Annotated in this window: 13 protein-coding genes and 1 pseudogene; 7 read left to right on the plus strand and 7 right to left on the minus strand. The window is 29.7% G+C overall.

Going from position 1 to position 14,843, the window contains the following annotated elements; translation table 11 throughout:
- Window positions 1-33 precede the first annotated feature (33 nt).
- From ABXT47_RS03815 to ABXT47_RS03825, 3 genes are read right to left on the minus strand one after another with little or no spacing between them, the layout of a single operon-like run.
- A complete protein-coding gene (locus tag ABXT47_RS03815) occupies window positions 34-1,413 on the minus strand; it encodes a class II 3-deoxy-7-phosphoheptulonate synthase (RefSeq protein ID WP_415307817.1) in 1,380 nt (459 codons plus the stop codon).
- A gap of 35 nt (window positions 1,414-1,448) precedes the next feature.
- Window positions 1,449-3,269: a glutamine--fructose-6-phosphate transaminase (isomerizing) gene (gene glmS, locus ABXT47_RS03820; protein WP_415307818.1), complete on the minus strand. Its 1,821-nt coding sequence runs from the start codon at window positions 3,267-3,269 to the stop codon at window positions 1,449-1,451.
- Window position 3,270: 1 nt separating this feature from the next.
- Window positions 3,271-3,894 carry a DapH/DapD/GlmU-related protein gene (locus tag ABXT47_RS03825; RefSeq protein ID WP_415307819.1) on the minus strand — a complete coding sequence of 208 codons (624 nt, stop codon included), beginning with the start codon at window positions 3,892-3,894 and terminating at the stop codon, window positions 3,271-3,273.
- Window positions 3,895-3,964: 70 nt separating this feature from the next.
- On the opposite strand from ABXT47_RS03825, the gene ABXT47_RS03830 reads away from it, so the two are divergent.
- The 4 genes and pseudogenes from ABXT47_RS03830 to ABXT47_RS03845 all read left to right on the plus strand — a co-directional run bounded on the left by ABXT47_RS03830 (window position 3,965) and on the right by ABXT47_RS03845 (window position 8,226).
- Complete coding sequence (locus ABXT47_RS03830; protein ID WP_415307820.1) at window positions 3,965-4,654, plus strand: HAD-IA family hydrolase; 690 nt, start codon at window positions 3,965-3,967, stop codon at window positions 4,652-4,654.
- A gap of 50 nt (window positions 4,655-4,704) precedes the next feature.
- Window positions 4,705-6,206: pseudogene (locus tag ABXT47_RS03835) on the plus strand (MmgE/PrpD family protein).
- Window positions 6,206-7,102, plus strand: a complete 897-nt coding sequence (gene prpB / locus ABXT47_RS03840) for a methylisocitrate lyase (protein WP_415307821.1) — start codon at window positions 6,206-6,208, stop codon at window positions 7,100-7,102. The pseudogene ABXT47_RS03835 and the gene prpB overlap by 1 nt, the downstream one beginning before the upstream one ends.
- Window positions 7,102-8,226 (plus strand): bifunctional 2-methylcitrate synthase/citrate synthase, encoded by a 1,125-nt coding sequence (locus tag ABXT47_RS03845; RefSeq protein WP_415307822.1) that lies wholly within the window; start codon window positions 7,102-7,104, stop codon window positions 8,224-8,226. The genes prpB and ABXT47_RS03845 overlap by 1 nt, the downstream gene beginning before the upstream one ends.
- On the opposite strand, the gene ABXT47_RS03850 is transcribed toward ABXT47_RS03845, so the two are convergent.
- From ABXT47_RS03850 to ABXT47_RS03860, 3 genes are read right to left on the minus strand one after another with little or no spacing between them, the layout of a single operon-like run.
- Window positions 8,227-8,841, minus strand: a complete 615-nt coding sequence (locus tag ABXT47_RS03850) for an FkbM family methyltransferase (RefSeq protein ID WP_415307823.1) — start codon at window positions 8,839-8,841, stop codon at window positions 8,227-8,229.
- A gap of 5 nt (window positions 8,842-8,846) precedes the next feature.
- Window positions 8,847-9,875, minus strand: coding sequence for a ribonucleotide-diphosphate reductase subunit beta (locus ABXT47_RS03855; protein WP_415307824.1), 1,029 nt, complete (start codon window positions 9,873-9,875; stop codon window positions 8,847-8,849).
- Window positions 9,866-11,803, minus strand: coding sequence for a ribonucleoside-diphosphate reductase subunit alpha (locus ABXT47_RS03860; RefSeq protein ID WP_415307825.1), 1,938 nt, complete (start codon window positions 11,801-11,803; stop codon window positions 9,866-9,868). Before ABXT47_RS03860 ends, ABXT47_RS03855 begins: the two co-directional genes overlap by 10 nt.
- Before the next feature lie 156 nt (window positions 11,804-11,959).
- On the opposite strand from ABXT47_RS03860, the gene ABXT47_RS03865 reads away from it, so the two are divergent.
- The 3 genes from ABXT47_RS03865 to ABXT47_RS03875 all read left to right on the plus strand — a co-directional run bounded on the left by ABXT47_RS03865 (window position 11,960) and on the right by ABXT47_RS03875 (window position 14,606).
- The gene (locus ABXT47_RS03865; RefSeq protein ID WP_415307826.1) at window positions 11,960-13,414 is read left to right on the plus strand and encodes a phosphomannomutase/phosphoglucomutase; all 1,455 of its coding nucleotides are present in this window, start codon (window positions 11,960-11,962) and stop codon (window positions 13,412-13,414) included.
- Window positions 13,398-13,679, plus strand: a complete 282-nt coding sequence (locus ABXT47_RS03870; RefSeq protein WP_415307827.1) for a hypothetical protein — start codon at window positions 13,398-13,400, stop codon at window positions 13,677-13,679. Before ABXT47_RS03865 ends, ABXT47_RS03870 begins: the two co-directional genes overlap by 17 nt.
- A gap of 309 nt (window positions 13,680-13,988) precedes the next feature.
- On the plus strand, window positions 13,989-14,606 hold the full coding sequence (locus ABXT47_RS03875) for a hypothetical protein (RefSeq protein ID WP_415307828.1): 618 nt from the start codon (window positions 13,989-13,991) through the stop codon (window positions 14,604-14,606).
- 28 nt (window positions 14,607-14,634) lie between these two features.
- Here the strand turns inward: ABXT47_RS03875 and ABXT47_RS03880 are convergent, their stop codons facing one another.
- Window positions 14,635-14,841 carry a hypothetical protein gene (locus ABXT47_RS03880; protein WP_415307829.1) on the minus strand — a complete coding sequence of 69 codons (207 nt, stop codon included), beginning with the start codon at window positions 14,839-14,841 and terminating at the stop codon, window positions 14,635-14,637.
- Window positions 14,842-14,843 lie beyond the last annotated feature (2 nt).

Consider the following 14,843-nt stretch of genomic DNA (forward strand, 5'->3'; position numbering starts at 1 on the left):
AAATTTAAACGAAATTGTATTTAATACAATCGTTTAAGATGCCGCTTTAATATTTTTTTTAGAGTATGCTGCATTTTTTTTAATCTCATCAGAAATTAAAAAGGCTAGTTCTAATGCTTGATTAGCATTCAATCTTGGGTCACAATGAGTATGATATCTGCTAGACAAATCTTGGTCAGATATTTTTTGAGCACCACCAGTACATTCTGTAACATCTTGACCTGTCATTTCAATGTGCAGTCCACCTGCATAACTTCCTTCACTTTGGTGACATTCAAAAACATTTTTTACTTCTTTGACAACACTATTAAATGGTCTAGTTTTAAATCCAGTTGAAGCTTTAATTGTATTTCCATGACAAGGATCGCATGACCATATTACATTTAAACCTTCTTTTTTAATTGCTTTAATTAATTTTGGTAAGAATTTAGAAACATTTTCATGACCAAATCTAGAAATTAAAGTTATTTTACCTTTTTCATTTTTTGGATTAATTTTATTACAAAGGTTTATTAAATCTTCTGCTTTTAATGTTGGACCACATTTTATTCCAATAGGGTTTTCAATTCCCCTACAAAACTCAACATGTCCACCATCTAATTGTCTAGTTCTATCACCTATCCAGACAAAGTGGGCTGAAGTATCATGATACTCTCCAGTTGTTGAATCTACTCTCGTCATAGCTTGTTCAAAAGGAAGTAGTAAAGCTTCATGTGAGGTCCAAAAGTTTACCGTTTTTAATCTTCTATTAAAATCTGAGTTAATTCCACATGCATCCATAAATGCTAGAGCATCTGCTATTCTATCTTCTAAATCTTTAAATTTTTTAGCTGCAGGAGAATTTTTAATAAAACCTAAATTCCAAGTATGTACTTTTTTAAGGTCAGCAAAACCTCCATGAGAAAATGCTCTTATAAGATTAAGTGTAGATGCTGACTGAGAATAAGCTTTAAATAGTCTCTTAGGGTCAGGAACTCTTGACTTTTCATTAAATTCCATTCCATTAATATTATCTCCTAGGTAGCTAGGTAGTTCAACGCCATTAATATTTTCAACAGGAGAACTTCTTGGTTTAGAAAATTGGCCAGCAATTCTTCCAAGTTTAATAACTGGTAAAGAGGCAGAATAAGTAAGCACAAGCGACATTTGAAGTATTAGTTTAAATGTATCCCTAATATTATCAGGATGAAATTCTGCAAAACTTTCTGCACAGTCTCCACCTTGCAATAAAAAAGCTTTTCCATCAACAACATCAGCAAGCTGCTCTTTTAAATGTCTTGTTTCACCAGCAAAAACTAATGGTGGAAAATCTTTAATTTTATTTAAAACAACATCTAAATCTTTTTGATCCGGATATTCTGGAATGTGTTTTACAGGATAATTTCTCCAACTATTTATTTTCCAATTTTTCATATTCAACCTAGAAGTGTTCTAGCAGACTTAACTATTTATTCAACAGTAACAGATTTAGCTAAATTTCTAGGCTTATCAATATCGTATCCTTTTTTAAGAGCTGAATAATAAGCTAGTTTTTGCAAAGGAACTGTTAATAAAAATGGTAGCAAATCATCATTGGTATTTTCAACCTCAATGGTTTCCCATATATTCTCAGATACAACCTCATCCTTACTTTTGTTGGTAATAAGTAAAACTTTTGCACCTCTTGCTATTACTTCCTGCATATTTGAAATTGTTTTTGTGTAATAGCTATCCCTTGGAGCTAAAACTACTACAGGCATTCCATCTTCAATTAATGCTAAAGGACCATGCTTCATTTCACCTGCAGGGTAACCTTCAGCATGCACATATGCTAATTCTTTTAATTTTAACGCCCCCTCTAAAGCAATTGGATAAGAAAAACCTCTTCCTAAAAACATCGAACCTTTTACATCTATAAATGAACTAGAGACTGTTTGGATTTTACTTTCTGTAAGCAAGGTTTGTTCAACTAACTTGGGTAATGTTTTTAAGTCCTTAATTTTATTTAAATATATATTTTTACCTAAATTATTTCTCAAAATTCCTAATTTCAGCACTAGGATATAAAGAACTAGCATTTGACCCATAAAAGCTTTTGTAGAAGCTACACCAATTTCTGGTCCACAATGAATTGGTAAAACAAATTTAGAGTCTCTTGCAATAGAACTTTCTATAACATTAACCACACTGCAAGTTTTCATATTATTTTTATTACATAAATCTAGGGCTGCATAAGTGTCAGCTGTTTCGCCAGACTGAGAAACAAAAACATATAAATTATCATTTTTAAATCTATTTTTTCGATATCTGAACTCAGATGCAACATCAATTGTTACATCTAGTGTAGTATTTTCTTCAAACCAATATTTTGCCATTAAGCAAGAATGGTAAGCTGTTCCACAGCCAATTAAAGTAACTGAAGAAATTTCTTTTATATCCCACGGAAAATTATAAATATTGATGTCGTTGTTAATTTTATCGACATACTCATTTATACAGTTCTTCAATGTTGTTGGCTGTTCTTCGATTTCTTTAGCCATAAAGTGTTTAAAATCTCCTTTTTCATAATCCTGCTCTTTTGAAGATAATTGTAAAACTTTTTTATTAACTTTTAAGCCTTCTTCATCAAAAAACTCAACTTGGTCTTTTTTAATGATGCAAAATTCCCCATCATTCAAATAGGAAATTTTATTAGTCATAGATTTTAAAGCATAAGAATCTGATCCTAAATAGTTTTCGTTAGGACCATAACCAACTGCAAGTGGAGATCCTCTTCTTGCACCCACTATAAGATCAGGCTGATCTTTAAAAATTATTCCTAAAGCAAAGCTTCCATGAAGCTGTTTTAGAGTTTTAATAATTGCATCCTTTAAATTAAGTTCTTTTAAATATTCTGTTATTAAATGAACAATTACCTCTGTATCTGTCTGAGATTTAAATACATGGCCTTTGTTGATTAAATATTTTTTTAAAATAGTAGAATTTTCAATAATACCATTATGTACTACAGATACACTTTCTGATGAATGTGGATGTGCATTAATAGTATTTGGAATTCCATGGGTTGCCCATCTAACATGTCCAATTCCAATTGGACCTGACATATTTTTAACTACAAGATTTTTTTCTAAAATATCAACTCTACCTTCAGATTTAGCTTCATTTAATATACCATCTGATAAAGTTGCAATACCTGAAAAGTCGTAACCCCTATACTCTAACTTTTTAAGAGAGTTGATAATGGCAGATGATACTGATTTATTGCTCACTATTCCTATAATTCCACACATATTATTTATGTCTTCTTTTGTAATTTTTTATTTCGATTTGTAGGGCTCTGGTTAAAGCCAACGAATTTTTTTTAACATTTTTTGTGATCACTGAACCAGCTCCAACAATACTATTTTCTTCAAGAGTGATAGGTGCAACTAATGAAGAATTAGAACCTATAAATACATTGTCTTTAATTTTTGTTTTACTTTTTTTAATGCCATCGTAATTACAGGTAATTGTGCCAGCTCCTACATTTACACCTTTACCTATTTCACTATCACCAATGTACGATAAATGATTAACTTTTGATTTTTTTCCAACTGTACTTTTCTTGACTTCTACAAAATTTCCAATTTTTGATCCTTCTTCAAGAGTAGTACCTGGTCTTAATCTTGCATAAGGTCCAACTTCAACTTTATTTTTTATTTTACAATCCTCTAAATGCGAAAATGAATTGATAGTTACATCATTGCCAATTTTAACTTTTTTTCCAATGACAACATATGGATTAATAGTAACGTTTTTCCCAATCTTGGTATCTTTTGAAAAAAAAATAGTTTCAGGTCCGATCATCTTTACACCAGACTTTATAAAAAATTTACGAAGCTTTTCTTGTTCGATGTTTGAATTTATTTGTTTCATCTGGAAATATTTTTATATTAAGTGTATAGATATCTTAATTCACAATTTATTTCTTAAAAATACTTTATTAATGACTCAAAATTATACAATTTTATTCGATCTAGATGGTACACTTGTTGATACGGCGCCTGATTTAATGGGGGCCCACAATCATGTAATGAAAAAATATGGTTTTCCCACTAAATCAACAGAAGAAATCAGAAACCTAGTAGGTCAAGGTGCTGGTGCAATGATTGGAAGATCTATATGGGGGCAAGCCAAAAAGGAGTTTAGTAAAATTGATGACCAAAAAATAAAAGCTGAAATGGTTAAGGACTTTGTTGCTTATTATGGAAAAAATATCATTAAAGAAAGCACACTTATTAATGGTGTAAAAGATTTTTTAAAATGGTGTAAAGAAAAAGAAATTTCAATGGCAGTTTGTACTAACAAACAAGAACACTTAGCAATAGACCTTTTAAAAAAAATTGGAATTTATGATTACTTTGAATACGTTGCTGGATCGGATACTTTTGATTATTGTAAACCTGATCCAAGACACATAATAAGTATAATTGAAATCATCGGTGGTGATGTAAAAAAATCTCTAATGTTTGGTGACAGTGAAACTGATGCAAATGCAGCAAAAGCTGCCTCTGTTCCTGTTATTTTATTAGAAAATGGGTATACAGAAAAAAATTCTAATGAAATTTACCATAATCATTTAATAAAAGACTTTATCGGTGTTGAAAAAATAGTTTCAACTTACTTAAAAGATTGATTTAATTTTTTTTCTTACTATTAATATGTTTGCATAATTAAGGAGGCCAAATGATTTCGCATAAAGTTAAAGTTTACCCGTCAAAAATTAATTTACCTAAAAAAAATCAATTAGCATGGAAAATTGCTGAAATAGCTTCAGATAATGCAAAATTAGATAAAGCAGCTATTGAGATGGTTATTAATAGAATAATTGATAATGCTTCAGTTGCTATTGCTTCTTTAAACAGAAAAGCAGTTATCTCTTCAAGAGAAATGGCCTTAAAGCATCCAAGAAAAAATGGTGCGAGTTTATTTGGAATTGATTCAAAATTAAAATTTGATTGTGAGTGGGCTGCTTGGTCAAATGGGACAGCTGTCAGAGAGCTTGATTTTCATGATACTTTTTTAGCAGAGGATTACAGTCACCCAGGAGATAACATTCCACCAATTTTAAGTGTAGCTCAACAAACTAAAAAAAGTGGACTAGATTTATTAAGAGGAATTATCACAGGTTACGAAGTTCAGGTTAATTTGGTTAAAGGAATTTGTTTGCATAAACATAAGATTGATCACATTGCACATTTAGGACCAAGTGTTGCGGCAGGTTTAGGAACAATGTTAAAATTAAATACCGAAACAATTTACCAAGCAGTTCAACAAGCATTACATACGACAGTTTCAACGAGACAATCTAGAAAAGGTGAAATTTCTAGCTGGAAAGCTTACGCCCCTGCTCACGCTGGTAAACTTGCAATCGAAGCAGTTGATAGAGCGATGCGTGGTGAAGGTGCTCCAAGTCCAATTTATGAAGGTGAAGACAGTGTTATAGCAAGAATATTAGATGGAAAGAAAGCATTATATAATGTGCCTCTTCCTAAGAAAAAGAATCTAAGAAAGCGATACTAGAGACCTATACAAAAGAATATTCAGCAGAATATCAATCTCAAGCACTAATAGATATTGCTAAAAAACTTAATAAAAAAATTCCAAATTTAAATCAAATTAGAAAAATTGATATTTACACAAGTCATCACACTCATTATGTAATTGGTACTGGTGCAAATGATCCACAAAAAATGGACCCAAATGCAAGTAGAGAAACTCTAGATCACTCTATCATGTATATTTTTGCTGTAGCGCTTGAGGATGCTGATTGGCACCATGTTAAATCATATACAAAACAAAGAGCTAATAAAAAAAGTACTATAAAAATTTGGAAATCAATTACTACTTTTGAAGATAAAAAATGGACTAAAAAATATCATGATCCTAATCCAAAGAATAAATCATTTGGTGCAAAGGTTGTAGTTACTTTAAGTAAAGGCAAAAAAATTATAGAACAATTAGATAGAGCAGATGCACACCCTTATGGAGCACGTCCATTTAAAAGACAGAATTATATAAATAAGTTCTTAACTTTAACAGATGGGATTTTAAATAAAAAAGAAAGTGCTCGTTTCTTGAAAGTTGTACAAAATCTTAAAAATTTGAAAGCTGGAGAATTAAATAAATTAAATATCCAGGTTAAAAGAAGTCAAATAAAGAAAAATATAAAACAAGGAATTTTTTAGTGCATTTTGTAGATAAAGAGCCTAGTCAAAAAAGAGCTGACTTTGTCAGTAAATTAAAATCAAATAAAATTTTAAGAGTTCCTGGAGCTTATAATCCGCTAACTGCAAAACTAATTGAAGAAATTGGTTATGATGCCGTTTACGTATCAGGTGGGGTTATGGCCAATGATTTAGGTTTTCCAGATATAGGCTTAACTACACTACAAGATGTTAGTACTAGATCTTATTTAATATCTAGAGTTACAAGCTTACCGACAATTGTTGATATCGACACAGGTTTTAAATCTTGTGAAGAGACTATTAAAACTTTTGAAGAATTTGGAGTATCAGCAGTTCATTTGGAAGATCAAGTAGAGCGTAAAAGATGTGGGCACTTAGATAATAAAGAATTAATTTCAACTGAAGCTATGGTTAAGAAAATTAAAGAATGTGTTGCAGCTAAAAAAGATAAAAATTTTAAAATTATAGCTAGATCTGACGCCAAAGGGGTTGAAGGAATAGATAAAATGATTGATAGATGTAAATCTTACATTGATGCTGGTGCTGAAATTATCTTTCCAGAGGCGCTGCATGATGAAAAAGATTTTGAAAAGGTCAGAAAAGAACTATCTTGTTATCTTTTAGCTAATATGACTGAATTTGGAAAATCTAAGCTTTTTAATTACAAAGAATTAGAAAATTTTGGATATAATATTGTAATTTATCCTGTAACTACACAAAGATTAGCTATGAAAAGTGTAGAAGATGGACTTAAAGACATTTTTGCAAATGGACACCAGAACAATATTATTGATAAAATGCAAACTAGAAAAAGATTATATGAATTGGTAGAATATGAAAAATATAACTCTTTAGATGAAAAAATTTATAATTTTAGTACGGAAGGACATGAATAATGAGTGATGATATAAAAAAAGGTTTACTCGGCATAGTTGTTGATGAAACTGAGGTTTCAAAAGTTATGCCTGAAATTAACTCTCTAACTTACAGGGGTTATGCGGCTCAAGATCTATGTGCTAGATGTGATTTTGAAGAGGTTGCATATTTAATTTTAAATAAAGAACTACCTAACAAAAAGCAACTAAAAGAATTTAAGAAAGAACTATCTAAAGAAATAGCTTTATCAAAAAATATAATAAATATTTTAAAACAAATACCTAAAAAATCTCACCCCATGGATGTTGCAAGAACTGCTGTAAGTGTGATGGGTCTTGAGGATAAAGAGACAAAAAATAACTCTCCAAAAGCAAATTTAAGAAAAGCAATTAGAATCCTTGCAAAAACACCAACTGCATTGGCAGCTTTTTATAGACTTAGAAAAGGAAAAAAAATTATAGCACCAAAGAAAGATCTTAATTTTTCTGAAAATTTTTTTCATATGTGTTTTGGAAAGGTTCCTAATAAAGAAATTGTAAAAGCATTTGATGTTTCCTTAATTTTATACGCAGAACATAGTTTTAACGTATCTACTTTTACTGCTAGAACTATTACAAGTAGTTTATCTGATATTCATGGGGCAATAACAGGAGCTATTGCAAGTTTAAAAGGACCTCTTCATGGTGGAGCCAATGAAGAAGTGATGCACATGATGAAAAAAATTAAAAAACCTGAAAATGCATTAAAATGGATTAATAATGCTTTAAAAAATAAAGATGTAGTAATGGGGTTTGGTCATAGAGTTTATAAAAGTGGTGACTCAAGAGTTCCTACAATGAGAGAATACTTTAAAAGAGTAGCAATTATTAAAAAAGATAAGACATTCGAAAAGATATACGACATTGTTGAAAAAGTGATGATTAAAGAAAAAAATATTTATCCAAATGTTGATTATCCTACAGGACCAACTTATCACTTAATGGGTTTTGATACCGACTTCTTTACACCAATATTTGTAATATCAAGAATTACCGGATGGTCAGCTCATATAATGGAGCAACATGCTGCCAATAAATTAATTAGACCTTTAGCTAGTTACAAAGGTAGTAAGTATAGAAAAGTTATACAATTAAATCAAAGATAATTAATTTTTTTCAGCTAAAATATTTTCTTGGTCGATTTGTTTAATTATATAATTATGATCTAGTAACTTTTTTTTAATTAAATCTAATTTTTTTCCATCATTAAATACTCCATCAAAATGCTTAAACTCAAAGATAATTTTTTTTATATTTGTTTTTTCGTAATCAATTGAGTCTAAAATTTCGTATTCAGCACCCTCTACATCAATTAATAATTTATCTATTTTTGATATTGAGTATTTTTTAAAAAGAGTTGATATTGAAATACAGTCAATCTTGGCTATTTCAATATCGGAATTCTCTATTGGGAATCTTTTAGATTTATGCTCTAAAATATGATTTTTACTAAAAGATCCTATGGCATCAGCCCAATGTTTTCCAAGCTTAGTAATTGATTCTTCTTTAACAAAATAAAATTTTCTAGTTTCATTTATGTTTCCAATTGCAGCTTCTTCAATTTTAACATTGCTATAATTGCTAACTCTTTCTTTTAAAGCTTTTAAATTGTGAGGAACCGGTTCGACTAATAGTATATTTGTATCTTTATATATCTCTAAATCATCAATTATATGGAGGCCATTATAAGCACCAATTATAACTAAACCAAATTTTTGCACTTAGCTTAACTAAAAGCTTCTGTCCAAGTTCCTTGAGTGGATGCTTTAGAGTATTCAGTTGAACGTCCCTCAAAGAAGTTCATATGTTCAACAGCATTCAACATAGAGTCCAGCCAAGTTAGAGGATTCTTATCCACATCATAAATTGGATCTAATCCTAGCTGTGATAATCTTCTATTAGCAATAAATCTTATGTAAAGTTTTACATCTTTTGCTGTAAGACCTTCCATGGGACCCATCTCGAAAGCTAAATCAATGAAAGCATCTTCATGCTCTATGATTGTTCTACATGCTTTATAAAGTTCTTTTTTTAATTCAGGATTCCATATTTCTGGGTTCTCATTAATGAATTCTTTAAACAATCTAATCATAGAATTACAATGAAGCGTTTCATCTCTTACTGACCAAGTAACAATTTGGCCCATCCCTTTCATTTTATTATGTCTTGGAAAATTAAGTAAGATTGCAAAACTTGCAAATAATTGTAAGCCTTCAGTGAAGGCACTAAATACAGCTACAGTTAATGCAATATCTTTTTTTGAACTCATGTCAAAATTTTGCATGTAGTCATATTTATCTTTCATCTCTTTATATTTCATGAACGCAGAATATTCCGACTCAGGCATTCCAATAGTATCAAGTAAATGAGAGTAAGCAGCTATATGTACTGTTTCCATTGAAGCAAAAGCAGTCATCATCATTAAAACTTCTGTTGGCTTGAATACAGTTGTATAATGTCTTAAATAACAATTTTGAACCTCGACATCAGCTTGAGTAAAAAATCTAAAAATTTGTGTTAATAAATTCTTTTCAGACTGAGTTAAATTTTTTTGCCAATCTCTAACATCATCACCAAGTGGCACTTCCTCTGGTAACCAGTGAATTCTTTGTTGTGTTAACCACGCATCATAACACCATGGATATCTAAATGGTTTGTAAACTGGGTTTTCAACTAATAATCCCATTTTTTGTGGTTTAACTATTTCATTTTTTTCTGGTTGAATAATTTTAGTATCCATTTTTTCTACTGACATGATAGGCACTCCTCGTATTCTGGTTGTTCAGTTGTTTGTGGTTTTGATTTATAAACATTTGCGGTAACATCAGTTGCTTTAGTATCATTAACGTTTTCCGCACGTTGAATTGATTTTGATCTGCAGTAATAAAGGCTCTTTAAACCTTTTTTCCAAGCATCAAAATGAATTTTATGTAGTTCTCTTTTATGAATATCCGCTGGCACAAATAAGTTAATTGATTGAGCTTGAGATATGAAAGGTGTTCTATCTCCACTTAATTCTATGATCCATTTTTGATCTAACTCAAATGCTGTTTTAAAAACATCTTTTTCTAAATCAGTTAAAAAATCTAAATGAGAAACAGAACCTTGGTTTGTTGTAATACCAGACCAAACTTCTTCTGTATTTTTTCCATTTTTTTCTAATAACTCAACTAAATATCTATTTCTAACATTAAAAGACCCAGAAAGGGTTTTGTGAGTATAGCTGTTAGCTGCAACTGGCTCTACTCCTGGTGAGGCTCCACCGCAGATAATAGAAATAGAAGCTGTTGGTGCAATAGCTGTCTTATTTGAAAACCTTTCATTATAGCCATAATCAGCAGCATCTGGACAGGCTCCTCTTTCATCAGCTAAATCTTTTGAGGCTTGATCAACGTGTTCTTGAATATGTTTAAATATCTTTTTATTCCAAGCTTTACTCATAACAGATTCAAGTGGAATACTGTGTTGCTGTAAATAAGAATGGAAACCCATAACACCTAAACCAACACTTCTTTCTTTTTCAGCAGAATATTTTGCATCATCAAATTGTTCTGGAGCTCTTTCAATAAAATCTGTTAATACATTATCTAGAAATCTCATAACATCATTAATCATAACTTTATCATCTTTCCACTCATCATATTTTTCTAAGTTTAAAGATGATAAACAACAAACGGCTGTTCTATCTCTTCCATTTTTATCTATTCCAGTAGGTAAAGTTATCTCACTACAAAGATTAGAAGTTTTAACAGTTAAGTTAGCAAGTTTGTGATGTTGAGGAATTTGTCTGTTAACTGTATCGATATAGATAATATAAGGTTCACCCGTTTCAATTCTTGCAGTTAACAATCTAATCCATAAATTTCTTGCAGAGATAGTTTGTTGTACAGTTCCATCAGCAGGACTTTTTAGTGCCCACTGCTCGTCTGTTTCAACAGCTCTCATAAATGCATCTGATACTAAAATACCATGGTGTAAGTTTAAAGCTTTTCTGTTTGGATCACCACCCGTTGGTCTTCTCATTTCAATAAACTCTTCAATTTCAGGATGATCAATTGGAAGATAACAAGCAGCTGACCCTCTTCTTAATGAACCTTGGCTAATTGCCATTGTTAAAGAATCCATAACTTTAATAAATGGAATTATTCCTGATGTCTTCCCGACTTTACCAATTTTTTCTCCAATAGATCTAAGGTTACCCCAGTAACTTCCAATCCCACCACCTTTAGCGGCTAGCCAAACATTTTCACTCCATAAATCAAGTATTCCATTTAAGCTATCTGATGCTTCATTTAAAAAACATGAAATCGGTAAACCTCTTTTAGTTCCACCATTTGATAAAACTGGAGTTGCTGGCATGAACCATAAATTACTAATGTAGTTATAAATTCTTTGTGCATGTAAATTGTTATCTGCATATGAACTTGCAACACGTGCAAATAAATCTTGATAAGATTCGTTGTGACCTAAGTATCTATCTTTTAAAGTTGCTTTACCAAAGTCTGTTAATTTAGAATCTCTTGTTCTGTCAATTTTGATGATTATTCCTTTTTCATTTTGAAAAAGTTCTGTGTCACTACTAAGTGAAAATAAATCTGGTCCTTTATTTTTTGAAAGCTCACTATTATCGGGGCTATACTCGGAGACAGCTTTCTTGAGTGCCTGTGATAGTATTTTGTTCATATTTTAATATTTTATAAGTTTTTTTTTACAAAACAACTATATGTTGTATGCTGAAAGCATTGATACACCATATAAATCATTATTCAACAGAACATTTATAGAACATATAAAAAAAATATCAATAAAAAAATAAAATGAATGTAAGAAAGGTTAGCAATGACAACAATTTTAAAAATAGATCCATATGGCTTCAGAGAGTATGACGCAAGGTGGTTGTATGAGAAGGACATAAACCAACTCGGAATAGAGAATCTAGGCAAAGGTTTAGGCACTCAAATTATAAAACATACTAAAAAAAATAACCCAAGAGTAATCGTAGGTCATGATTATAGATCTTACAGTGAAGAAATAAAAACTGCTCTTAAAAAAGGATTGATTTCAACGGGATGTAATATTGAAGACATAGGATTGTCCCTTTCTCCTACTGTTTATTTTGCACAATTTAGTTTGGATGCAGATGCAATTGCAATGGTTACTGCAAGTCACAATGAAAATGGTTGGACTGGAGTTAAAATGGGTATCAAAAAAGGTTTAACTCATGCACCAGAAGAGATGAAAGAATTAAAAGAAATTACTTTAAATGAAAATTTCATAAAAGGTGAAGGAAGTGAGAAACAAATAGAAGGTTTTCAACAAATTTATAAAAATGATTTAATAAGTAAAAATAAAATCAAAAAGAAAATTAAAGCAATTGTTGCATGCGGTAATGGTACAGCTGGAATATTTGCACCTGAAATTTTAAGAGGTATTGGTTGTGAGGTAATAGAATTAGATTGTGATCTTGATTGGACTTTTCCAAAATACAATCCAAATCCAGAAGATTTAGAAATGTTACATGCAATTGCAAAGGCTGTTAAGGATAATAATGCTGATATTGGTTTTGGCTTTGATGGAGATGGAGATAGAGTTGGTGTGATTGATAACAAAGGTGACGAAATATTTTCAGATAAAATTGGATTATTAATTGCAAGAAATTTATCTAAATCTCATAAAGGTTCTAAGTTTATTGTTGATGTAAAATCAACTGGATTATATGCAACTGATAAAGTGTTAAATGATAATAACTGTGAAACTATTTATTGGAAGACAGGTCATTCTCATATCAAAAGAAAAGTCAATACTGAAAAAGCTTTAGCAGGATTTGAAAAAAGTGGTCACTTCTTTTTTAATCGACCATTAGGTTTTGGTTATGATGATGGAATTAATTCAGCAATTCATGTTTGTCATTTATTAGAAAGTCAAAACAAAACTATGAATGAAATTATAAGTGAACTGCCTAAAACTTTTCAAACACCCACAATGGCTCCTTTTTGTAAAGATGAGGAAAAGTATCAAGTTGTTGATGATTTGATTAAGAAGGTTAATGATATTAAAGACGCTAAAACTAAAATCGATGATCAAGAAATTTTAGAAATTTTAACAGTTAATGGAGTTAGATTTTCTTTTAAAGATGGTTCTTGGGGATTAATTAGAGCATCATCTAATAAACCCTCTTTAGTTGTTGTTACTGAAAGTCCAACATCTGACGAAAGAAAGACAAAGATCTTTGAATTTATTGATGATTTACTTCAAACAACTGGAAAAGTTGGTGATTATGATCAAAAAATATAGATTATTAATATTATTTACTTTTTTTATTAGTGCAAAAACTCAAGCATTAAGCCCTGAGTATGAGAAACAGTTATATATAGGCTGCTATGGTAATTCAAAAGTTTACATTGGGCCTGATGAAGCAAAAACCTACTGTGCTTGTACAGTTGACAAGCTAAGCAAAAAATTTTCAGACGAAGAGTTAGATATTATATTTAAAATGAAACCAGAGAAAATAATGAAAACTACAGAGTTTGCAACAATTCAGTGTGAGAAAAATAAATAAAAAAATAAACTAGCAGTGAATAATATAAATATATAAAAGATTATAATGATCCCTCGAGATTACATTTCATTGTACCTGTTAGTTATAGTTTTAACAGTTGTTTCTATAAATTTTCTATATCGCTTATACTTCTAATAATTAGTGATAATTGAAAATGATAAAGGATGGCTTTTAATTTTTTCTAATTTACTGTTTAATAAAATTGATTTAATAATAGACTAAAAATTACTTAAAAAAATATTGAACTCTATTTATTCACACAACCATACAAATTTAATAGATAAAACTATTATCAAAAAAAGAAAGGAGATGATTGATAAAATCAATTATTTTTTTGAGGATAAAGATATTTATGATGCTATTGATATCGGAACGACAGATGATGAAATACATGAAAGTAGCAATTATTTAATTAAAAATTTAAAAAATATTAAAATTTTTAAATCAATCTCAAATCAAAAAATTGACTCAAGTTTTTTTTTAAAATCATTAAATAAATCAATTACAAGCAAATTCTTAGAAAGTGATATTAATCAATATAAATCTGATTTAGTTGTTTCAAATGCTACAATAGAGCATGTTGGTAATTTTAATAATCAAAAAATAATGATTTCTAATATTGTAGATTTGACTAAAAAATATTTTATTATTACCACTCCTAATAGATATCATCCTATAGATTTTCATACGAAAATTCCTTTAATTCATTGGTTGCCCAAATCATTTCATAGAAAAATACTTTCTTTAATTGGTTTAAAATATTTTTCAAAAGAAAATAATTTAAATTTATTATCAGTTAAGGATTTAAAAAAATTACTTAATGATTTTCAATCATTTGAGTATAAAATTTATCATATAAGATTTTTAGGATTTATTTCTAACTATATAATTCTAGGTAAGGTGAATACTTGTGATGATAATTTTTAAAATATTGTAGAATAAAAATTATTTAGAACTAAAATGAAAAATACAGACCACTAGAAATAATTGCAACAGAAACTAGAGATAATAAAATTATTTTTTTATTTTTTTTATTTTTTTCAATAATTCTCACTCTATTTAGTAAAATATTTATATCTACAATATTTCTAGATTGTGAAAATTTTTTATAAGTAAGATCTACTAAAGGACTATCCTGATTGTATGAGTTAACATTTTTCACAT

Origin of the sequence: Candidatus Pelagibacter sp. Uisw_099_02 (assembly GCF_047727625.1) — a bacterium.
Taxonomy (GTDB): Bacteria; Pseudomonadota; Alphaproteobacteria; order Pelagibacterales; family Pelagibacteraceae; genus Pelagibacter.